This window comes from Tistrella bauzanensis, assembly GCF_014636235.1.
Taxonomy (GTDB): domain Bacteria; phylum Pseudomonadota; class Alphaproteobacteria; order Tistrellales; family Tistrellaceae; genus Tistrella; species Tistrella bauzanensis.
Map to the genome: position 1 here is coordinate 40969 of NZ_BMDZ01000024.1, position 21413 is coordinate 62381.

Below are 21413 nucleotides of genomic sequence, written 5' to 3' on the forward strand. Positions count from 1 at the left end.
AAGCGAGGCGATTATGGCCAAGACCAGTGCCGTCCAGAAGAACAAGCACCGCGAGCAGCTGACCAAGCGCTTTGCCGCAAAGCGCGCCGCTCTCAAGTCGGTGGTTGATAACCGCAGCCTGTCTCCCGAGGAGCGGTTTGCTGCTACCCTGAAGCTGGCGGAGATGCCGCGCAACGGCTCCAAGACCCGTATCCGGAACCGGTGCGCGTTGACGGGCCGTCCGCGGGCCGTGTACCGCAAGCTCAAGCTGTGCCGTGTGGCGCTCCGCGACCTGGCGTCGTCCGGGCAGATCCCCGGCATGACCAAGTCGAGCTGGTAAGAGAGGAGGACCGGAAATGTCCATGACCGATCCCCTCGGCGATATGATCACCCGTATCCGCAACGCCCAGATGGCGCGCAAGGGCACGACCCTTTGCCCTGCGTCGAAGCTGCGCGGCTGGGTTCTCGACGTGCTGACCCGTGAGGGCTATATCCGCGGTTACGAGCGGAATGAGCCTGCGGAAGGAAAGCCGGTGTTCGAGATCGCGCTGAAATATGTGGACGGCGAGCCCGCCATCCGCGAAATCGGCCGCGTCTCCCGTCCGGGCCGTCGTGTGTATTCGTCGATCAAGGCACTGCCGAAGCATTACAATGGCCTCGGCATCCAGATCCTCTCGACCCCGCGCGGCGTCATGTCCGATGCAGAGGCCCGCACCGCCAATGTCGGCGGTGAAGTGCTCTGCAAGGTGTTCTGAGGAGACGTCCTATGTCGCGTATCGGTAAGAATCCGGTGGCGGTGCCGCAGGGCGTCGAGGTTGCAGTGGACGGGAACACCGTTCGCGTCAAGGGCAAGCTCGGCGCTCTTGAACGCACGCTGCCGTCGGATGTGAATGTTACGCTGAACGACGGTCAGATCGTCGTTCAGCCCGCCAATGACGACCGTCGCGCCCTGTCGATGTGGGGTCTGTCGCGCACGCTGGTGGCCAACATGGTCCAGGGCGTGTCGGTGGGCTTCACCGTGAAGCTGGAGATCAACGGCGTGGGTTACCGCGCCGCTGTCGACGGCAAGCTGCTCACCTTGCAGCTCGGCTTCAGCCACGACATCAAATACGCCGTTCCGGCGGATATCGACATCAAGGCCGAGAAGCCGACTGCGCTTGCGATCTCTGGGATCGACAAGCAGCGGGTCGGTCAGATCGCGGCCGAGATCCGGTCCTTCCGCGGCCCCGAACCCTATAAGGGCAAGGGTGTCAAGTACGAGGGCGAGGTTATCGTCCGCAAGGAAGGCAAGAAGAAGTAAGGAGCCGCACGGGCATGAACGCGAATCTGCTCTTCGAGCGGCGCAAGCGGCGCGTGCGTACGCAGCTGCGCAAAAAGTCGCACGGCCGTCCGCGGCTGAGCGTCTACCGCTCCAATCTGAACATTTATGCTCAGATCATCGACGATGTTGGCGGGCAGACGCTCGCCCAGGCATCGACCCTCGACACGGATCTGAAGGGCCAGCTCAAGAACGGCGCTGGCGTGGAAGCCGCCAAACTGGTCGGCCAGCTGATCGCTGCGCGCGCACTTGAGCACGGCGTGACCGAGGTCGTCTTCGACCGCGGGGGCTACATTTATCATGGCCGCGTGAAGGCGCTGGCCGACGCCGCCCGTGAGGGCGGATTGTCGTTCTGATGGGGGCCGCACGCATGGCACGCACGGACAACGAGCGCAAGCCTCGCGAGGAAGAAGGCGAGTTCATCGACAAGCTCGTTACCATCAATCGCGTCGCGAAGGTGGTTAAGGGTGGTCGCCGGTTCGGTTTTGCCGCACTGGTGGTTGTTGGTGACGGCCGCGGCCGGGTTGGCTTCGGCCAGGGCAAGGCCCGCGAGGTTCCCGAAGCGATCCGCAAGGCCACCGAGAAGGCGAAGCGCGGCATGATCCGCGTTCCGCTGCGCGAGGGCCGCACGCTTCATCATGATATCGACGGGCATTTCGGTGCCGGCCGGATCCTGATGCGCGCCGCCCCTCCGGGCACCGGCATCATCGCCGGCGGCCCGATGCGCGCGGTGCTGGAGAGCCTGGGCGTCGCCGACGTCGTGGCGAAGAGCCACGGCACGTCGAACCCGTATAACCTGATCAAGGCGACCTTCGACGGCCTCAAGGCCGTTCAGTCGCCGCGTGAGGTTGCGCGGCGCCGCGGTCGCAAGGTCAGCGACATCATCGGCCGCCGCGACGGCCAGGCGGCCGCCGCCGCCGCTGGCAAGGAGTGATCCTGATGTCGGAGGCGAAGAAGCAGGTGAAGGTCACCCAGCTGGGCAGCCCGATCGGGCGTCCCGACTATCAGCGTCAGACGCTGATCGGCCTGGGTCTCAACAAGCGGCATCGCAGCCGCGTGCTTGAGGATACCCCGTCGGTCCGTGGCATGATTGCCAGGGTGGCTCATCTCGTGGTCGTGGAGGAGGTGGCCTGAGGGTGACCCCGGGCCTCCTGCACCAAACACACGAACGCAAGGAACAGCGGTGTCATGAAGCTCAATGAGCTCAGGGACAATCCTGGTGCGACCAAGGCGCGCAAGCGCATTGGTCGCGGCCCCGGCTCGGGGACCGGCAAGACCGCCGGCAAGGGCCATAAGGGTGCCAAGGCGCGCGCAGGCGTGGCGATCAAGGGCTTCGAGGGCGGTCAGATGCCGCTGCATCGTCGCCTTCCGCGCCGTGGTTTCACCAACGCGCCCTTCCGTAACGATTTCGTTCATGTCAATCTGGGTCGCATCCAGAAGGCGATCGATGCCGGCAAGCTCGGCACCGACATCACCGAAGCGACCCTGGTTGAAGCCGGCCTGCTGCGTCGCGTTCGCGACGGTGTGCGCCTGCTTGCCAAGGGCGAGATCACCACGGCCGTGACCATCCACGTGTCCGGCGCCTCCGAGGCGGCGGTTGCGGCGGTTGAGAAGGCCGGCGGCAAGGTCGAGTTGCCGGCGGTGCCGGCAGCGGACGAGGCTCAGGCCTGATCTCTGGCCTGAGCTTGCGTCGTGCAGGCTTAGACGGGCGACCGTCCGCCGGTTCAGACCGGGGGATGGTTGCCCGCGCTCGCATTGCCGAAGCCGTCTGGGTGTGTCCCGGAGCGGCGGGGGCGACGCTGAGCGCCGGGCCCGCCCTGACGACGACAGACTGATCCAGGTGTTCTGGCCGGCCCCGCCGGCTCAGGACATGCCTTCGAGATCCCCCTCTTCAAGCCGGGAGCGCATCCGCGATGGCGTCCTCCGCCGATCAACTTGCGGGCAGCCTGAATTTCGGGGCCTTCGGCAAGGCCACCGAACTGAAGAAGCGGCTCTGGTTCACCCTGGGCGCGCTGCTGGTCTATCGACTTGGCACCTATATCCCGGTGCCGGGGATCAATCCCGCCGTGCTTGCCGAGGTGTTCAACCAGAATGCCGGCGGCATTCTCGGTATGTTCAACGTGTTCGCCGGCGGTGCGCTGGGGCGCATGACCATCTTTGCGCTGACCGTGATGCCCTACATCTCGGCCTCGATCATCGTGCAGCTGCTGACCGCAGTGCTGCCGAGCTTCGCGGCCTTGAAGAAGGAGGGCGAGAGCGGGCGCAAGCTGCTGAACCAGTACACCCGCTTCGGTACGGTGGGGCTGGCGATCGTTCAGGCCTATGGCATTTCGGTGGGGCTTGAGAGCCTGCAGGCGGGCTCTGTCGCCGCGGTCGCCGATCCTGGTCTTTATTTCCGCGCCGCGACCGTGATCACACTGGTCGGCGGCACGATGTTCCTGATGTGGCTGGGCGAGCAGATCACCGCCCGCGGCGTCGGCAACGGCATCTCGCTGATCATCTTCACCGGCATCGTCGCTGAACTGCCCGGCGCACTCGCCCGGATGCTGGAACTGGGCCGGACCGGCGCGTTGTCGACCGGCTTCATCCTGTTCCTGCTGATCATGTCGGTGGCGGTGATCGCGTTCATCGTGTTCATGGAACGCGCCCAGCGGCGCATCGTGGTTCAGTACCCGAAGCGCCAGGTCGGCAACCGGATCTATGGTGGTGAAAGCTCGCATCTGCCGCTGAAGCTGAACACGGCCGGCGTGATCCCGCCGATCTTCGCAAGCTCGATCCTGCTGCTGCCGACCACCATCGCCAGCTTCAACGCGACCGGCGGACCGGCCTGGGTGACCTGGCTGACCACCAATCTGGCTCATGGCGAGCCCCTGTATCTGGGGCTGTACATCGCGGCCATCCTGTTCTTCTGCTTCTTCTATACCGCGATTGTGTTCAATCCGGAGGAGACGGCGGACAATCTGCGCAAACATGGCGGGTTCATTCCCGGCATCCGGCCCGGCGCGAAGACCGCTGAGTATCTGGATTATGTGCTGACCCGGCTGACGGCGATCGGCGCGATCTATATCGCTGCGGTCTGCGCCCTGCCTGAACTCCTGATCAGCGAGTATGCGGTCCCGTTCTACTTTGGTGGCACCAGCCTGCTGATCGTGGTCAACGTCACCATCGATACCGTGGCCCAGATCCAGTCCCACCTGCTGGCGCACCAGTATGAGGGGCTGATCAAGAAGGCCCGACTCAAAGGACGGCGGTCGTGATCCTGATCCTTCTCGGACCTCCCGGTGCCGGCAAAGGCACACAGTCGCAGCGCCTGGTCGACGCCTATGGCATCGTGCAGCTGTCCACAGGGGACATGCTCCGCGCCGAGGTGAAATCGGGCAGCGAGCTTGGCAATCGCGTCAAGGCGATCATGGACAGCGGAAAGCTGGTGCCGGATCAGGCGATCATCGATATGATCGCCGGCCGCATCGGTCTGGATGACTGCCGCAACGGCTTCATCCTCGACGGCTTTCCCCGCACCGTGGCCCAGGCCGAGGCGCTGGACGGCATGCTGGCCTCCCGCGGGCTTCATCTGGATCATGTGATCGAGATGAAGGTCGATGATGCGGCACTGGTCGAGCGGATCACCGGACGTTTCGCCTGCGCCAGATGCGGCGCCGGCTATCATGACACTTTCCAGAAGCCCAAGGTTGCGGGCGTCTGTGATGTGTGCGGGTCGACTGAGTTCACCCGCCGCAAGGACGACAATGCCGAGACGGTGACGAGCCGGCTCGAAGCCTACCATGCGCAGACCGCGCCGCTGCTGCCCTACTATGAGACGAAGGGCCTTTTGCGGACGGTGGACGGCATGGCCGACATCGATGATGTGACCCGGGCGTTGAAAGCCATCCTCGGCAGCGGGTCGTAACTTCTGAGTGGTTGACTTGAGCGACGGTCATCCTATAATCGCGCCCCTCCGCGCCGAGTGGGCGCGTGCGGGCGCAGACCGTCGGTCGACGAAGGAGAATCAAGCGTGGCGCGTATTGCAGGTGTGAATATCCCGACCGCGAAGCGAGTCGAGATCGCGCTGACCTACATTCACGGCATTGGCCGGTCGAAGTCGCAGGAAATCTGCGGCAAGGTGGGAATCCCGACCGAGCGGCGCGTGAACGAACTGTCGGATGCCGAAGTGATCCGCATCCGTGAAGTGATTGACAGCGATTATGCGGTCGAGGGTGACCTCCGCCGCGAAGTCGCGATGAACATCAAGCGCCTGATGGACCTCGGCTGCTACCGCGGCCTGCGGCATCGTCGTGGCCTGCCGGTGCGCGGTCAGCGCACCCACACCAATGCGCGGACCCGCAAGGGCCCGGCGAAGCCGATTGCGGGCAAGAAGAAGTAAGGACGCACCATGGCCAAGGATACGGGTGCTCGTCTGCGCCGCCGCGACAGGAAGAATATCACTTCCGGTGTCGCGCACGTGAACGCGAGCTTCAACAACACCATGATCACCATCACCGACGTGCAGGGGAACACCATCTCCTGGTCGTCCTCGGGGACCATGGGCTTCAAGGGTTCGCGCAAGTCTACCCCTTACGCGGCGCAGGTCGCTGCCGAAGACGCCGGCCGCAAGGCCGCCGAACACGGCATGCGCACCCTGGATGTCGAGGTCAAGGGTCCGGGCTCGGGCCGGGAATCGGCTCTGCGTGCCCTGCAGGCGGCGGGTTTCGCGATCACCTCGATCCGCGACGTGACCCCGATCCCGCATAACGGCTGCCGCCCGCCCAAGCGGCGCCGCGTCTGACGTCAAGGACCGCACGCGCCCCCGCCGGTCGGACGCGATAGCCCGGGAGGGCGCCGCGCCGGCCGGCTTCAGCCTGTCCGGTTCCGCGTCGCCGGCGCGGCGGGCAAGAGCGCCCGCCGGATCCCCGCAACGACCGGCACCCCATCGCGGCGCGAGCAACGAGAGGTCGTTCACGTGATCCATAAGAATTGGCAGGACCTGATTAAGCCGACCAAGCTCGAGATCGAGCCGGGGGCCAATCCGGCCCGGCAGGCGACCGTCGTCGCCGAGCCGCTCGAACGCGGCTTCGGCATGACGCTCGGCAATGCCCTGCGCCGGGTGCTGCTGTCGTCGCTTCAAGGCGCCGCAGTTACGGCGATCAAGATCGACGGCGTTCTTCACGAGTTTTCATCGGTCCCCGGTGTCCGCGAGGACGTGACGGATATCGTGCTGAACGTGAAGACCATGTCGCTGACCATGCATGCCGAAGGCCCCAAGCGCATGGCGCTGAAGGCCACCGGCCCCTGCGAGGTCAAGGCATCGATGATCCAGACCGGTCCTGATATCGGGATTCTGGATCCGGACCTGGTTCTGTGCACGCTGGATGACGGCGCGGTGCTGAACATGGAATTCGTGGTGAACACCGGCAAGGGCTATGTCCCGGCCTCGGCCAACCGCCCCGAAGACGCGCCGATCGGTTTGATCCCGGTCGATGCCCTGTACAGCCCGATCAAGAAGGTCTCGTACAAGGTCGAGAACAGCCGCGTCGGTTCCTATACCGATTTCGACCGGCTCTCGCTCCATGTCGAAACCAACGGCGCCATCACCCCGGAAGATTCGATCGCGCTTGCCGCCCGGATCCTCCAGGACCAGTTCCAGCTCTTCATCAACTTCGAAGAGCCGGAGATGCCGACCGAGCGTGAAGAGCATGACGAGCTGCCCTTCAACCCGAACCTCCTCCGCAAGGTCGAGGAACTGGAACTGTCGGTGCGTTCGGCGAACTGCCTGAAGAACGACAACATCGTGTATATCGGCGATCTGGTCCAGAAGACCGAGGCCGAGATGCTGCGGACGCCGAACTTCGGTCGCAAGTCGCTGAACGAGATCAAGGAGGTTCTGTCCTCCATGGGTCTGAAGCTCGGCATGCAGATCAGCAACTGGCCGCCGGAGAATATCGAAGAGCTGGCCAAGAAGCTGGAAGAGCCCTATTGATCGGCCGGCGGGGCAGCCGGAAGGCCCATGCCCCGCGCCGCCGATATCGGGTTCCGACGACCGCCCGCGTCATGCGGGCGACTACCTCACGGGGTGGATTGTGCCTGCGCACGTCGGCCCCTTTGAAAATCGCATCGCGGCGCGCGACAGGGATGGCAACGCCCCGACGCGCGCCACAGTGCCCGGATACCGGGCACGGATGATGCCCGAGCAGGAGTAAACTGTCGTGCGCCATGGAATGAGCGGTCGCAAGCTGAACCGCACCAGCGCCCATCGCAAGGCGATGTTCGCCAATATGGCCGTGGCTCTGCTGAAGCATGAGCAGATCAAGACCACCCTGCCGAAGGCGAAGGAACTGCGCCCGGTTGTGGAGCGCCTGATCACGCTGGGCAAGCGCGGTGATCTGCATGCCCGCCGCCAGGCCGCGGCACGCCTGCCGGACGACGTGATCGTCCGCAAGCTGTTTGCCGAACTGGCCGAGCGCTATCAGGGCCGCGCCGGTGGCTATACCCGCGTGCTGAAGGCGGGCTTCCGCTATGGCGACAATGCGCCGATGGCGATCATCGAGCTGGTCGACCGCAACCCCGCCGCCAAGGGCCAGGATTCGGGCCCGAAGCAGGTTGCCGAGGACGACGCCGAGGATTGATCGCCCGTTCCGGCTGTGAACGCCCCTTGCCCGTCGGCGCGGACGGGCCAGGGGATCATGGCCCCGGAACACGGTGCATCGGTGACGAGGACGGGCAGCACGCCACATGGTGTGCTGCCCGTTTTCCGTTGGGGCGGGTTTCCTTTGGCGGCTGGGCGTGGGCGTGCGGCGGTGCTTGTCGGCTGAGACGCCGGCGTTATGCTGTGAGCCGGCGGCGACGGGACGCCCAAGGATCAGGACCGGGGATCGTGACCGGCCGGGAAGATGAAGGTGTGCGGGATGTCGAAGCGGGTGATCGACCGGAACAGGTGCGCCGCCGCCCTGGCGGCGGGGTGGCTGCATGTGCGGGGGCTGGCGGTGGCCTGGACGATCGCGGTCGTCGTGCTGGCAGGTGCGGCGCCGGTGATGGCGGCCGATGATGCGGCGGCCAGGCGCGTGCCGGAAACCCGGACCGAGATGCAGCTGTCATTTGCGCCGGTGGTGCGGGCGGCGGCGCCGGCTGTGGTGAACATCTACACCCGCCGGACCGTGGTGGTGCAGCAACGCTCGCCCTTCTTCGACGATCCGTTCTTCCGCCGGTTCTTTGGCGACCGCATGGGATTGGGCCGGCCATCGGAGCGGGTGCAGAACTCGCTGGGGTCAGGGGTGATCGTCGACGGCCGCGGCTTCGTCGTGACCAACAACCATGTCATCGACGGCGCCGAGCAGATCACGGTGGTTCTGAACGACCGGCGCGAGTTTCCGGCCGAGGTGGTGCGTCTCGATGCCCAGACCGATCTGGCGGTGCTGAAGATCGATCCTGAGGGGGTTGAACTGCCCGCGCTGACCTTCGGCGACAGCGATGCGGTCGAGGTGGGTGACCTGGTGCTGGCGATCGGCAATCCGTTCGGCGTGGGCCAGACCGTCACCAGCGGCATCGTGTCGGCATTGGCCCGGACCATGGTCGGGGTCTCGGATTTCCAGTCGTTCATCCAGACCGATGCCGCGATCAACCCCGGCAATTCCGGCGGTGCGCTGGTGACGCTGGATGGCCGGGTGGTGGGCATCAACACCGCGATCTTCAGCCGGTCGGGCGGATCGAACGGCATCGGCTTCGCGATTCCGGCAACCCTGGTGCGGACGGTCGTGCAGGCAGCGATCGAGGGCCGGCCGGTGGCGCGGCCCTGGCTTGGCGCACGCGGCCAGCCGGTGACCGCGGATATCGCCGAAAGCCTGGACCTGCCGCGGCCATCTGGCGTGGTGGTCAGCCATGTTCATCCGGACGGACCGGCGGCCGGGGTGCTGAAGCGCGGCGACGTGATCCTGGAGATCGGCGGCCGGGTGGTCGACGATCCGCGGGCGTTGCGCTTCCGGCTGGCGGCCGCCGGCATCGGCGGCGATACCGAGGTGACGATCTGGCGCGATGGACGCCGGCAGACCGTGTCGCTGCCGCTGGTGGCGGCACCTGAGACGGTGGCGCGCGATGAACGCGAGATCAGCGGCGCCAACCCGCTGGCGGGGGCGAAGATCGCCAATCTGTCACCGGCACTGGCCGAGGAACTGGGCCTGGACGGGTTCGAGGAAGGGGTGATCGTGATCGACATCGCCCGCGGATCGCCGGCGGCGGCGATCGGCCTGCGCCCCGGCGACATGATCGTGGCGATCAACGGCGCGAAACTGAACCGCGCGGCCGATGTGGTGTCAAGGCTTGCGGCCGTGCGGGGCGAACGACGCTGGCGGCTGACCTTGCGCCGCGAGGGGCGCGAACTCACCTTGGAGCTTGTGCGCTGAACCGGACCGGGCCGGCGCCTTCAGAGCGGGAGGCTGCATAATTCCCATGGCGACGCTGTTCGATGCCGCAGCCCCACGCCCCCTGGCCGACCGGCTGCGACCGGCGCGGATCGAGGACATCGTGGGCCAGGACCATCTGTTCGGCCCCGACGGGCCGGTGACGCGCATGGTCCAGGCGCGGCGACTGGCATCGCTGGTGCTGTGGGGGCCGCCGGGAACCGGCAAGACGACGCTGGCGCGCCTGCTGGCCGAGGCCACGGGCATGCGGTTCGCGGCGCTCTCGGCGGTGTTCTCAAGCGTCGGCGACCTGCGCAAGGCTTTTGCCGAGGCGGCGGCGCTGCGCGATACCGGGCGCCAGACGCTGCTGTTCGTGGACGAGATCCACCGCTTCAACCGTGCGCAACAGGACAGTTTTCTGCCCTATGTCGAAGATGGCACCGTCACGCTGATTGGCGCCACCACCGAGAACCCGTCCTTCGAGCTGAACGGCGCGTTGTTGTCGCGCACCCAGGTGCTGGTGCTGCGACGGCTGGACGAGGCGGCCCTGACCGAGCTTCTGATCCGCGCCGAGGCAGCCGAGGCACGGCCGCTGCCGGTTGACAGCGAGGCGCGGGACGCGCTGGTGGCGATGGCGGATGGCGATGGCCGCTTCCTGCTGAACATGGCCGACATGCTGTATGCGCTGCCCGAGGGCGAGGTGCTGGACACAAGCCGCCTGGGCCAGTTGCTCCAGCGCCGGATGCCGCTCTATGACAAGGCGCAGGAAGGCCATTACAACCTGATCAGCGCGCTGCACAAATCGCTGCGCGGATCGGATGTCGACGCGGCGCTCTATTGGTTCGCGCGGATGCTGGAGGGCGGCGAGGATCCGCTTTATGTCATCCGCCGGCTGATCCGCTTCGCGGTCGAGGATATCGGCATGGCCGATCCGCGGGCCCTGGAACAGGCGCAGGCGGCCCATGCGGCCTATGAGACGCTGGGCAGCCCGGAAGGCGAACTCGCCATCGCGCAGGCCGTGGTCTATCTTGCGACGGCACCCAAATCGAACGGCGTGTATGTGGCCTATAAGGCCGCCCGGCGGCTGGCGAAGGAAACCGGATCGCTGATGCCGCCGATGCATATCCTGAACGCGCCGACGAAGATGATGAAACAGCTTGGCTATGGCCATGGCTATGACTACGACCATGATGCGCCGGACGCGTTTTCGGGCCGCGATTACTGGCCGGAGGCGATGGGCGCACGGGTGATTTATGAGCCACGTCCACGCGGGTTCGAGCGGGACATCGCCAAGCGGCTGGAGTATTGGGCGAAGCTGCGTGCCGAGCGTCAGGCGGAGATGCGCGCGGCCGAACGGGCAGGCAAGGCCAGGGACGGGAAGGGCGAGACGTCATGACCGCATTCGCACCGGTGACGCTGGTGGTGATCGCCGCCGGCGGTGCGGCAGGGGCCCTGGCACGTCACAGTGTCAACAGCTGGGCGGCAGCGGCGTTCGGCCTGGGCTTTCCCTGGGGCACGGTGATCGTGAACATCGCCGGATCGTTCCTGATGGGGCTGCTGGCGGGGGCCGCGGCACATGGCCTGCCGATGTTTCCCCACGCCCGGACCCTGATCGCCACCGGATTTCTTGGCGCCTTCACCACATTCTCGACCTTTTCGCTGGATGCGGTGAGCCTGTGGCAGCGGGGCGAGACGGTGGTCGCGGCGCTGTATGTGGGCGGATCGGTGGCTTTGGGGGTTCTGGGCCTGCTGGGCGGGCTGATGGTGGCAAGGATGGTGGCCGGATGACCGGTTCCGCGCAAGGGACAGGCGGTGGCCACCAGCCATTGCATCTGAATGTGAGCGATGACGAGGACGGCCAGCGGCTGGACCGCTGGCTGCGCCGGCGGCTGCCGGGGCTGGGCTTTGCCGAGGCGCAACGCTGGAGCCGCACCGGCCAGGTGCGGGTGGATGGCAAGCGCGCCAAGCCCGATCTGCGGCTGACGGCCGGTGCCACGGTTCGCCTGCCGCCGCTGGCCCTGCCGATGCTGGACGCGGCGGCGGAAGGCCGCGTGGCGCAACGCGCGAGCGGCGCCGAGGATGCGGCCTTCCTGCGGGGCCGGGTGCTGGTCGAGACCGACGACCTGATCCTGATCGACAAGCCGTCCGGGCTGGCGGTGCAGGGCGGCAGCGGCACCGACCGGCATCTGGACGGCATGCTCGACGGGCTGGCCCGTCCGGGTGACGTTGAGCGGCCACGGCTGGTGCACCGCCTGGACCGCGACACCTCGGGCGTGCTGCTGCTGGCCCGCAATGCCCGCGCCGCCGCCTGGGCGACCCGGGCGTTCCGCGAGCGGACCACCACCAAGATCTATTGGGCGGTCACCCTGGGCGTGCCATCGCCACAGCGCGGCGTGATCGACCTGCCCCTGGCCAAACGACCGGTGGAACGCGGCGGGGAACGGATGGTGGCGGTGGATGAGGGCGAGGACGGCCAGAGCGCGATCACCGAATACGAGGTGATGGCAACCGGCGGCCCCTGCGCGCTGGTGGCGCTGAAGCCGCTGACCGGCCGCACCCACCAGCTGCGCGCCCATCTGGCGGCGATCGGCACGCCGATCGTGGGCGACCTGAAATATGGCGGGGCCGCGGTGGATCTGCGGCGGATCGGCCTGCCGAAGCGGCTGCACCTGCATGCCCGTCGCCTGACCCTGACCGGGCCGGATGGCCGGCGGATATCGGCGGCAGCACCCCTGCCACCCCATATGGCCGCCAGCTTCGCGCGGCTTGGTCTGGACTTGGGGATGGGCCTGAACCTGGAGATCGACGGATGATGGCAGAGGAGACGGGCATCGGGCTGGTGGTGTTCGATTGCGACGGCACCCTGGTCGACAGTGCCGGGGAGATCACAGACACCATGGGCGACTGCTTCGTCGCGGCCGGGCTGGCGGCACCGGCGCTGGCCGATGTGTCGCGGATCATCGGCCTGTCGCTGCCGGTCGCGATCGGCCGGCTGCTGCCGGATCTGGGCGAGGCCGACTGCATGATGCTGGCCGACGGCTATCGCACCGCCTATCGCCGCCGGCTGGCCGCCGGGCAGATGGGCGACGAACGGTTGTTCGACGGCGTGGACGCGGTTCTGCGCCGGCTGGACCGCGCCGGCTATCTGCTGGGCATGGCCACCGGCAAATCGATCCGTGGCGTGGAGCGCACCGTGGCCCAGTTCGGCTTCGAGCGGATGTTCGTGACCATCCAGACCGCCGATACCCATCCGAGCAAGCCGCATCCGGCGATGATGCTGGCGGCGATGGCCGAGACCGGTGCCGCGCCGGCGCGCAGCGTGCTGATCGGCGACACCAGCTATGACATGGAGATGGCTCGGGCGGCGGGCGCGCGGGCGATCGGCGTCGCCTGGGGCTGTCATGCGCCGGAGGAGCTGATCGCCGCCGGCGCCGAGCATGTGGTGGAAAACGCGGCGGCGCTGGACGCGGCGATCCTGGCACTGATCGGCGCGCCGCCCGCGATGGCCATCGAGACGATCGAACGGAGGATCGGGGCATGAGCGATGCACCGAAGGGCGCCGGCCGTGCCGGGCCCGATCTGCGCAAGCGCTTCTACAAGGGCGCCGACATCACCCCCGTCGAGGGCGGATGGTCGGTGGTGCTGGACGCGCGCCCCCTGCGCACCCCGGCCAAGGCACCGCTGGTTGTGCCGCGCCAGAGCCTGGCCCGGCTGATCGCCGATGAGTGGGCAGGCCAGGGTGAGCGCATCGACCCCGAGACCATGCCGGCGACGAGGCTGGCCAATGTGGTGGTCGACCGGGTGGTGCCGCATCAGGCGCTGATCGCCGCGGAACTGGCCGGCTATATCGGCACGGATCTGGTGTGCTATCGCGCCGAGACCCCGACCGGGCTGGCGGCGGTGCAGTGCGAACACTGGGATCCGATGATCGACTGGGCGCGGCGGCGCTTCGACATCCATCTGGTCACCACCACCGGGCTTCTGGCGGTGGACCAGCCGCCCGAGACGGTGGAGCGGCTGACCCGTGCGATCGAGGCCGTCGATCCCTGGCAGCTTGCGGTGCTGCACGGCGCCGTGACCACCGCCGGATCGGTGATCATCGGCCTGGCACTGTTCGAAGGCGCGATCGATGCCGAGACGGCGTGGGCAGCCTCGCAGGCCGATGAGCATTACCAGATCAGCCGCTGGGGCGAGGATGCCGAGCAGACCGAGCGGATGGCTTTCCTGAAACGCGATCTGGCCGATCTGGCCCGCATCCGCGACGCCATCAACGCGGGGTAGCGGGGGGCGTGCAGGTTACCCGTGGGTCGGTTTGCGCAATCTTGCGCAGCCGGCCGTGCGATCACGCACAGCTTTCGCAAGCCCCCCCATAAACTGCCAATACCTTGCGGATCTTCAGGCTTTCGCGGCAAAGGGTGTGGCGCGACCGGGTCCGTCATGCTATCAGCACAGGCGAACAAGGGATACGCCGTGTAGGGTGCTTTGCGCGCCGTCGCAGCCGGGATCGGCCGCGGCAGGCCGGCGCCAGACCATTCGAGGAAGAAGAAGACCGGAGATGCAGGCGATACTCGAAGAGCTTGAGAAGCGTCGTCAGGCTGCCCGGATGGGTGGCGGCGAGCGCCGGATCGATGCCCAGCATGCCAAGGGCAAGTTGACCGCACGCGAGCGGATCGAGCTGCTGCTCGATGCCGGGTCGTTCGAAGAATACGACATGTTCGTCGAACACCGCTGCACGGAATTCGGGATGGAGAACACCCGGGTGCCCGGCGACGGCGTGGTCACCGGCCGCGGCACGATCAACGGCCGGCTGGTCTTCGTGTTCAGCCAGGATTTCACGGTGTTCGGCGGCGCTTTGTCGGAAGCGCATGCCGAAAAGATCTGCAAGGTCATGGACCAGGCGGTGCAGGTCGGCGCCCCGGTGATCGGCCTGAACGATTCGGGCGGCGCCCGCATCCAGGAAGGTGTCGCCTCGCTTGCCGGCTATGCCGATGTGTTTCTGCGCAATGTGGAAGCCTCGGGCGTCGTGCCGCAGATCTCGATGATCATGGGCCCCTGCGCCGGCGGTGCGGTGTATTCCCCGGCGATGACCGACTTCATCTTCATGGTGAAGGACACGTCATACATGTTCGTCACCGGCCCCGACGTGGTCAAGACCGTGACCCACGAGGTGGTGACGGCCGAGGATCTGGGCGGCGCCGTCACCCACACCACCAAATCCTCGGTGGCGGATGTGGCGTTCGAGGATGATGTCGACGCGCTGTTGCAGATGCGCCGGTTCTTCGACTTCCTGCCGCTGTCGAACCGCGAACCGGCCCCGATCCGCGAGACCCACGACCCGGTCGCGCGCATGGAGCCGTCGCTCGACACTCTGGTGCCGCCGAACCCGAACAAGCCCTATGACATGAAGGAGCTGATCGAGAAGGTGGTCGACGAGGGCGACTTCTTCGAGATCCAGCCCGAATTCGCGAAGAACATCCTGACCGGCTTCGCCCGCATGGATGGCCAGACCGTGGGCATCGTCGCCAACCAGCCGATGGTGCTGGCCGGCTGCCTGGACATCGACAGCTCCCGCAAGGCCGCCCGCTTCGTGCGGTTCTGCGACTGCTTCAACATCCCGATCGTCACCTTCGTCGACGTGCCGGGCTTCCTGCCGGGCACCAGCCAGGAATTCGGCGGCATCATCAAGCATGGCGCCAAGCTGCTGTACGCCTATGCCGAGGCGACGGTGCCGAAAGTGACGCTGATCACCCGCAAGGCCTATGGCGGCGCCTATGACGTCATGAGCTCGAAGCATCTGCGCGGCGACATGAACTATGCCTGGCCGTCTGCCGAGATCGCGGTGATGGGGCCGAAGGGCGCTGTGGAGATCATCTTCCGCCAGGATATCGGCGACGCGGACAAGATCGCGGCGCGGACCGAGGAATATCGCGGCCGCTTCGCCAACCCGTTCGTTGCCGCCTCTCGCGGCTTCATCGACGACGTCATCCGGCCGCGCAACACCCGCGCCCGCATCTGCGGCGCGCTGGACATGCTGCGCAGCAAGCGTCGCGAGAAGCCGTGGAAGAAGCACGGCAACATTCCGCTCTGACGCGGATATGCCCGTGACCCCAGATGACCCCGAGGCCGGCGTCGCCACGTCGGGAGCCGAAACCGGAGAAGCGGCGCAGGCGCGCCGCGCCCGCCGCCTGACCGGTTTCTACCTCCATGGCTTCGCTTTCGCCGCCGGGAACGGCCTGATCGCCCTGTTGACCGCGCTGCTCAAGGTCGATGACCCGGAGGGGCGCATCGGCTTCGCCCTGGCGCTCTGGGCCGGTCTGGTGGTTCTGCACGGGCTCTGGGCTTACGGCATCCTGGCCAGGCTGGGGGGCGCCAGAGACGGCGGCTCCGGGCCGCGCCCGCCGCATCCGCCGTCTTCCGCTTCCTGATTTGCTGAGTTGAGAACGCGCCCCATGTTCGAGAAGATCCTGATCGCCAATCGCGGTGAGATCGCCTGCCGGGTGATCCGCACCGCCCGCCGTATGGGCATCAAGACGGTGGCCGTCTATTCGGACGCCGATGCCGATGCGCTGCATGTCCGCATGGCCGACGAGGCCGTGCATATCGGCGCCAGCCCCAGCAATCAGAGCTATCTGATCGCCGAGCGGATCATCGCCGCCTGCAAGGACACCGGCGCCCAGGCCGTGCATCCGGGCTATGGCTTCCTGTCGGAAAACCAGAGCTTCGCCAAGGCGCTGGACGCGGCCGGCATCGCCTTCATCGGCCCGAATATCGAGGCCATCTATGCGATGGGCGACAAGATCGAGTCGAAGAAGCTGGCCAAGAAGGCCGGTGTCTCGACCGTTCCCGGTTATGTGGGCGAGATCAAGGATGCCGACGAGGCGGTGAAGATCGCCGACGAGATCGGCTATCCGGTGATGATCAAGGCCTCGGCCGGCGGCGGCGGCAAGGGCATGCGGCTGGCCCATGACGCCAGGGAGGCCCGCGAGGGCTTCCGCTCGGCGACATCGGAGGCGAAGTCGAGCTTCGGCGACGACCGGGTGTTCATCGAGAAGTTCATCGAGCAGCCGCGCCATATCGAGATCCAGATCATCGCCGACGGCCATGGCAATATCTGCTATCTGGGCGAGCGCGAATGCTCGATCCAGCGCCGGCACCAGAAGGTGATCGAGGAGGCGCCGAGCCCGTTCCTGGACGAGGCGACCCGCAAGGCGATGGGCGAGCAGGCGGTGGCGCTGTCGCGGGCCGTGAACTACCGCTCGGCCGGCACGGTGGAATTCATCGTCGGCCCCGATCGCAGCTTCTATTTCCTGGAGATGAACACCCGGCTTCAGGTCGAGCATCCGGTGACCGAGCTGATCACCGGCCTCGATCTGGTGGAGCTGATGATCCGGGTGGCCGCGGGCGAACACCTGCCCTTTACCCAGGACGAGGTGACGCTGACCGGCTGGGCGATGGAAGCCCGGGTCTATGCCGAGGATCCCTATCGCGGCTTCCTGCCCTCGATCGGGCGCCTTGCGCGCTATATCGAGCCCACCGGCACCGGCGTGCGGGTCGACAGCGGCGTCTATGAGGGCGCCGAGATCAGCATGTTCTATGACCCGATGGTCGCCAAGCTGGTGACCTATGGCGATGATCGCCTGCAGGCGGCGGAGCGGATGAGCGACGCGCTGGATGCCTATTACATCCGCGGCATCACCCACAACATCCCGTTCCTGACCGCGCTGATCAAGCATCCGCGCTTCCTGGAAGGCCGGCTGTCGACCGGTTTCATTGCCGAGGAATATCCCGAGGGCTTCCACGGCGCACCGCTGGACGCCGAGGCCCGCCGGGCGCTGGCCGCGATCGCGGTCATGGCCGATCTGGCCGACCGGGCGCGCCAGGGCAACATCACCGGCCAGATGCGCGGCTATGTCCACCATGTCCCCGACGAGCTGGTGGTGATGCTGGATGACGAGCGGGTCGAGGTGAAGGTGGTGCAGCACGCGCCGGCTCTGGTGCTCGACATGGGCGGCAAGCCGGTGACGCTGGACTGCACCTGGCGACTGGGCGACCGGCTGCTGACCGCGACCGTCGACGACCGCACCCGCGTGGTCCAGATCGAGCGGGCATCCTCGGGCTGGAGGCTGACCCATGGCGGATCGGCGCTGCTGGCGCGGGTCTATACCCGTCGCGGTGCTGAATATGCGGCAATGATGCCGGTGAAGCAGGCGCCGGATATGAGCCGCTTCCTGCTGTCGCCGATGCCGGGCCTGGTGCTGTCGGTGGCGGTCGAGGTCGGCCAGGAGGTCAAGGCCGGCGAGGAACTGGCGGTGATCGAGGCCATGAAGATGGAGAACGTGCTGCGCGCCGAACGCGACTGCACGGTCAAGGAGATCAAGGCCGGCGCCGGTTCCAGCGTCGCCGCCGATCAGGTGATCATCGAATTCGAATGAGCACCGCCTGACGCGCCCTGTCGCGGCCCGCCGGATCGATGATCCGGCGGGCCGCTGGCGTTTGAGGCGCCGTTATCGCGCGATCCCTGCATGGCAGACCCGCCGCTTCGCCGGTTGCCGGCCGGCGCGGCGCGCGACAGAATCGGGACAAACCAGACATCCGAAGCCGCCCGGAGTGCCGCATGTTCGCTCGCCCGCCTTCCGCCGCCGAACTCGACCGCCATCTGGACGCGCTTCAGGGGCTGGTCGATGCCGCCGGGCTGCTCACCGACCCGGCCGACATGCCGCGCTATGAACGCGACTGGATGGGCAAGTTCCATGGCCGCGCGCTGGGCGTGATCCGCCCCCGCGACACCGCGGCGGTGGCCCGGGTGCTGGCCTATCTGAACGCCCACCGCCTGCCGGTGGTGCCGCAGGCCGGCAATACCGGCCTGGTCGGCGGATCGGTGCCAGATGCGGCCGGCGCCTTCGTGCTGTCGGTGGATCGCATGGCCCGCATCCGGGCGGTCGATGCGGTGGGCGCCAGCATCACCCTGGATGCGGGCGTGGTGCTGGAGACGGCACAGGAAGCGGCCCGCCGCGCTGGGCTGATGCTGGCGCTGGATCTGGGATCGAAGGGATCCTGCCGGATCGGCGGCAATATCTCGACCAATGCCGGCGGCCTGAAGGTGCTGCGTTACGGTCATATCCGTGAACAGGTTCTGGGACTGGAGGTGGTGCTGGCCGACGGCACCGTGCTGGACGGGCTGTCGAGCCTGCGCAAGAACAACACCGGCTATGACCTGAAGCAGATGTTCATCGGCGCCGAGGGCACATTGGGCGTGGTGACGGCCGCGACCCTGAAGCTGTTTCCGGCCGAGGCGGGGCGCGCGGTCGCCATGGTCGCGGTCGATCGTTTCGATGATGCGCTGGCGGTGCTGGCGGCGGTGCGCCGCGGCTTTCCCGGCCGGCTGAATTCTGTGGAACTGATCGGCGCCGACGCGGTGGCCCTGGTTGCCGGCACGCTGCCCGGCGCGCGCAGCCCGTTCGCCCTGGCCCACACCTATGCGGTGCTGATCGAGGTGGGATCGGACGACGCCGACGCCGGGGCCCAACGCGGCCGGCTGGAAGTGGCGATCGGCGCACTGATCGAGGCCGGCCGGGTGGCCGATGCCGCGATCGCCCAGAGCGATGCCCAGGCCGAGGGCTTGTGGCGGCTGCGCGAAGGCGTACCCGAGGCGGTCGCCCATACGGCGCCGGTGCACAAATATGACCTGACCTTCGCGGTCGGCGATATCGGCCGGTTCATCGCCGATTGCGATCTGGCGCTGGCGCGGGTGGCCAAGGGCCTGCGCCCGGTCTATTTCGGTCATGTCGCCGACGGCAATGTGCATGTCAACGTCATGGCGCCGCCGGGCATGCAGGCCGGGGGCTATCAGGCCCTGCAGGGGCCGATCGACGATGCGATCTTCGATCTGGTCGCGCAGTATCGCGGATCGATTTCGGCGGAACATGGCATCGGGCAGGTCAAGCGCGCCTATCTGGACCGCAACCGCTCGGCCGCCGAGATCGCGACCATGCGGGCGCTGAAGGCGATGCTGGACCCGAACGGCATTCTCAATCCCCACCGGCTGCTGCCCTGAAGACCGGCTGCTGCCCTGAATGGCCGGCTGCGCGCCCGGCATCTTTTCGGGCGCCGGTCCATCGGCTAGGCTTGACCGGCAGATGCATAACCGGTTCCCCTCACGCCCAGCCGCAGGCCCGATGTCCGACCAGCCACCACAAGACGATCCCACGCCCGATGCGGCGCTGGCCGCGCGGCTGACCGTCCGCCTGTCGATCCGCGGCCGGGTGCAGGGGGTCGGCTATCGCTGGTGGTTCGAAGGCCAGGCCCGGCGGTACGGCCTGGAGGGCTGGGTCCGCAATCGCCGCGATGGCACGGTGGAAGCGCTGATCGCCGGTACTGCCGCGGCGGTGGAGACGGTGATCCGCCGCGCCCATGCCGGTCCGCCGGCCGCATGGGTGGACGCGGTCGAGGTGACGACATCCGCCGATTGGCCCCGGGATTTCCCGCCCGCCGACCTGCCGTCGGGTCCGGGCTTCCGCCGCAAGCCGACCGCGTGACCCGGCCGATCCCGGCCGTGTTCCTCGTCTGCGCATAATGATGGATGCATGCTGATGGGTCGCTGGCTCCTCGGACGGATCGACCGGCTGCTGGGCAGCATCTGCGCGCTGGTGCTGGGGCTGGGCGCGGCACAGGCCCAAGGCTTCGCCCTGGCCTATCTTCAGCGGATCGGCGGCCATCTGGACGAGGCGACCCGCCTGCTGGGCCAGATCCGCGCCGGCGTGGCGCCCTATGATCAGGTGGCGCCGGTGGCGCGCGCGGCGCTGGAGGCAGCCGCCGCCGCCCGCGCCCAGGCGCTGGCCACGGCCCGCGACGCCATTGCCGCCGCCGATCCGTTTCTGCGGCCCCTGGAGGCGTTGCGCCACGCCGACCCCGAGATTGCCCGCGCGACCTGGACGGATTATGTGGTGAGCCTGCCGGTGGAGCCGGCCAGCCTGGCCTATGGCCTGACCGGCATGGTGCTGGCGTGGCTGGTTTACGATGGGCTGATGGCCTTGCTGCGCTGGCCCTTTCGCCGCCGCATGCGGTATGGCTGACAGAGACCCGACTTGCGCGTGCCGGGTGATTGACCCGGCATCATTTATGCCGGATAAGAGATTGCGGCAGGCAATGGTGCCGGGGGATCGGATGCGGAGGGTCCAGCGATATGTCGGGACGCGATCTGATCAACATCCTGATCTTCACCGCCCTCACCATCGGGCTGGGCCTGTTTCCGCCGCTGGACGTGCCGTTGATCGGCGTGCCGATCACCGCCCAGACCCTTGGGGTGATGTTGTCGGGGCTGGTGCTGGGCTCGTGGCGCGGCGCGCTGTCGCAGATGCTGATGGTCGGGCTGGTGATGGCGGGCGCGCCGCTGCTGGCCGGCGGCCGGGGCGGGTTCGATATCCTGCTCAGCCCCACCGGCGGCTTTCTGCTGGGCTGGATCCCCGGCGCCTTCGTGGCCGGCTGGCTGACGGAACATCGCCCGCCCGGCTGGATGCGGCATCTGTCGGCCGCGGTGGTGGGCGGCGTGGGGCTGGTCTATCTGATCGGGGTGCCCTGGATGGTGATGGTCAGTGGCGTGCCGGCGCAGATCGCCATCAGCGGCTCGGCCATCTTCATTCCCGGCGATCTGATCAAGGCGGTGATGGCGGCGGCGATTGCGCTGACCGTGGTCCATGTCCGGCCTGCCTGCCTGGCAACCGGACGCTGAC

26 protein-coding genes are annotated in these 21413 nt (G+C 67.3%); all 26 read left to right on the forward strand.

What is annotated here, in order from left to right; genetic code table 11:
* The first annotated feature begins 13 nt into the window (after positions 1-13).
* Entirely contained in the window at positions 14-319 is a 306-nt protein-coding gene (gene rpsN, locus IEW15_RS11540; RefSeq protein ID WP_188577973.1) for a 30S ribosomal protein S14, read from the forward strand.
* 16 nt (positions 320-335) lie between these two features.
* Positions 336-734 carry a 30S ribosomal protein S8 gene (gene rpsH / locus IEW15_RS11545; protein ID WP_188577975.1) on the forward strand — a complete coding sequence of 133 codons (399 nt, stop codon included), beginning with the start codon at positions 336-338 and terminating at the stop codon, positions 732-734.
* A gap of 11 nt (positions 735-745) precedes the next feature.
* On the forward strand, positions 746-1279 hold the full coding sequence (rplF, locus tag IEW15_RS11550; protein WP_188577976.1) for a 50S ribosomal protein L6: 534 nt from the start codon (positions 746-748) through the stop codon (positions 1277-1279).
* Between the two features lie 14 nt (positions 1280-1293).
* Positions 1294-1653 (forward strand): 50S ribosomal protein L18, encoded by a 360-nt coding sequence (rplR, locus tag IEW15_RS11555; protein WP_188577978.1) that lies wholly within the window; start codon positions 1294-1296, stop codon positions 1651-1653.
* Positions 1654-1667: 14 nt separating this feature from the next.
* Positions 1668-2231, forward strand: a complete 564-nt coding sequence (gene rpsE / locus IEW15_RS11560) for a 30S ribosomal protein S5 (RefSeq protein WP_188577980.1) — start codon at positions 1668-1670, stop codon at positions 2229-2231.
* A gap of 5 nt (positions 2232-2236) precedes the next feature.
* Positions 2237-2431 (forward strand): 50S ribosomal protein L30, encoded by a 195-nt coding sequence (rpmD, locus tag IEW15_RS11565; RefSeq protein WP_188577982.1) that lies wholly within the window; start codon positions 2237-2239, stop codon positions 2429-2431.
* A 54-nt stretch (positions 2432-2485) separates the two neighbouring features.
* On the forward strand, positions 2486-2968 hold the full coding sequence (rplO, locus tag IEW15_RS11570) for a 50S ribosomal protein L15 (RefSeq protein ID WP_188577984.1): 483 nt from the start codon (positions 2486-2488) through the stop codon (positions 2966-2968).
* 242 nt (positions 2969-3210) lie between these two features.
* Positions 3211-4554 carry a preprotein translocase subunit SecY gene (secY, locus tag IEW15_RS11575; protein WP_188577986.1) on the forward strand — a complete coding sequence of 448 codons (1344 nt, stop codon included), beginning with the start codon at positions 3211-3213 and terminating at the stop codon, positions 4552-4554.
* Positions 4551-5204, forward strand: a complete 654-nt coding sequence (locus IEW15_RS11580; protein WP_188577988.1) for an adenylate kinase — start codon at positions 4551-4553, stop codon at positions 5202-5204. The genes secY and IEW15_RS11580 overlap by 4 nt, the downstream gene beginning before the upstream one ends.
* Before the next feature lie 105 nt (positions 5205-5309).
* Positions 5310-5678: a 30S ribosomal protein S13 gene (gene rpsM, locus IEW15_RS11585; protein ID WP_188577990.1), complete on the forward strand. Its 369-nt coding sequence runs from the start codon at positions 5310-5312 to the stop codon at positions 5676-5678.
* Between the two features lie 9 nt (positions 5679-5687).
* On the forward strand, positions 5688-6080 hold the full coding sequence (rpsK, locus tag IEW15_RS11590) for a 30S ribosomal protein S11 (RefSeq protein ID WP_014746124.1): 393 nt from the start codon (positions 5688-5690) through the stop codon (positions 6078-6080).
* A gap of 174 nt (positions 6081-6254) precedes the next feature.
* Positions 6255-7271: a DNA-directed RNA polymerase subunit alpha gene (locus IEW15_RS11595; protein WP_188577992.1), complete on the forward strand. Its 1017-nt coding sequence runs from the start codon at positions 6255-6257 to the stop codon at positions 7269-7271.
* A gap of 226 nt (positions 7272-7497) precedes the next feature.
* Positions 7498-7917 (forward strand): 50S ribosomal protein L17, encoded by a 420-nt coding sequence (gene rplQ, locus IEW15_RS11600; protein WP_188577994.1) that lies wholly within the window; start codon positions 7498-7500, stop codon positions 7915-7917.
* 279 nt (positions 7918-8196) lie between these two features.
* Positions 8197-9687 carry a Do family serine endopeptidase gene (locus IEW15_RS11605; RefSeq protein ID WP_188577996.1) on the forward strand — a complete coding sequence of 497 codons (1491 nt, stop codon included), beginning with the start codon at positions 8197-8199 and terminating at the stop codon, positions 9685-9687.
* A gap of 46 nt (positions 9688-9733) precedes the next feature.
* Complete coding sequence (locus IEW15_RS11610; RefSeq protein WP_188577998.1) at positions 9734-11080, forward strand: replication-associated recombination protein A; 1347 nt, start codon at positions 9734-9736, stop codon at positions 11078-11080.
* Positions 11077-11472: a fluoride efflux transporter CrcB gene (gene crcB / locus IEW15_RS11615; protein ID WP_188578000.1), complete on the forward strand. Its 396-nt coding sequence runs from the start codon at positions 11077-11079 to the stop codon at positions 11470-11472. Before IEW15_RS11610 ends, crcB begins: the two co-directional genes overlap by 4 nt.
* Positions 11469-12497, forward strand: a complete 1029-nt coding sequence (locus tag IEW15_RS11620; protein WP_188578002.1) for an RluA family pseudouridine synthase — start codon at positions 11469-11471, stop codon at positions 12495-12497. Before crcB ends, IEW15_RS11620 begins: the two co-directional genes overlap by 4 nt.
* A complete protein-coding gene (locus tag IEW15_RS11625; protein ID WP_188578004.1) occupies positions 12497-13225 on the forward strand; it encodes an HAD-IA family hydrolase in 729 nt (242 codons plus the stop codon). The genes IEW15_RS11620 and IEW15_RS11625 overlap by 1 nt, the downstream gene beginning before the upstream one ends.
* On the forward strand, positions 13222-13965 hold the full coding sequence (locus tag IEW15_RS11630) for an ATP12 family chaperone protein (protein ID WP_188578006.1): 744 nt from the start codon (positions 13222-13224) through the stop codon (positions 13963-13965). Before IEW15_RS11625 ends, IEW15_RS11630 begins: the two co-directional genes overlap by 4 nt.
* Before the next feature lie 274 nt (positions 13966-14239).
* A complete protein-coding gene (locus tag IEW15_RS11635) occupies positions 14240-15772 on the forward strand; it encodes an acyl-CoA carboxylase subunit beta (protein WP_188578008.1) in 1533 nt (510 codons plus the stop codon).
* 13 nt (positions 15773-15785) lie between these two features.
* Positions 15786-16109, forward strand: a complete 324-nt coding sequence (locus tag IEW15_RS11640; RefSeq protein WP_188578010.1) for a hypothetical protein — start codon at positions 15786-15788, stop codon at positions 16107-16109.
* A gap of 24 nt (positions 16110-16133) precedes the next feature.
* The gene (locus IEW15_RS11645) at positions 16134-18116 is read left to right on the forward strand and encodes an acetyl-CoA carboxylase biotin carboxylase subunit (RefSeq protein WP_188578013.1); all 1983 of its coding nucleotides are present in this window, start codon (positions 16134-16136) and stop codon (positions 18114-18116) included.
* A gap of 182 nt (positions 18117-18298) precedes the next feature.
* Positions 18299-19738 carry an FAD-binding oxidoreductase gene (locus IEW15_RS11650; RefSeq protein ID WP_188578015.1) on the forward strand — a complete coding sequence of 480 codons (1440 nt, stop codon included), beginning with the start codon at positions 18299-18301 and terminating at the stop codon, positions 19736-19738.
* A 121-nt stretch (positions 19739-19859) separates the two neighbouring features.
* The gene (locus IEW15_RS11655; RefSeq protein ID WP_188578017.1) at positions 19860-20219 is read left to right on the forward strand and encodes an acylphosphatase; all 360 of its coding nucleotides are present in this window, start codon (positions 19860-19862) and stop codon (positions 20217-20219) included.
* Positions 20220-20273: 54 nt separating this feature from the next.
* Positions 20274-20756 (forward strand): DUF2937 family protein, encoded by a 483-nt coding sequence (locus IEW15_RS11660; protein ID WP_188578019.1) that lies wholly within the window; start codon positions 20274-20276, stop codon positions 20754-20756.
* Positions 20757-20866: 110 nt separating this feature from the next.
* On the forward strand, positions 20867-21412 hold the full coding sequence (locus IEW15_RS11665) for a biotin transporter BioY (RefSeq protein WP_188578021.1): 546 nt from the start codon (positions 20867-20869) through the stop codon (positions 21410-21412).
* Position 21413 lies beyond the last annotated feature (1 nt).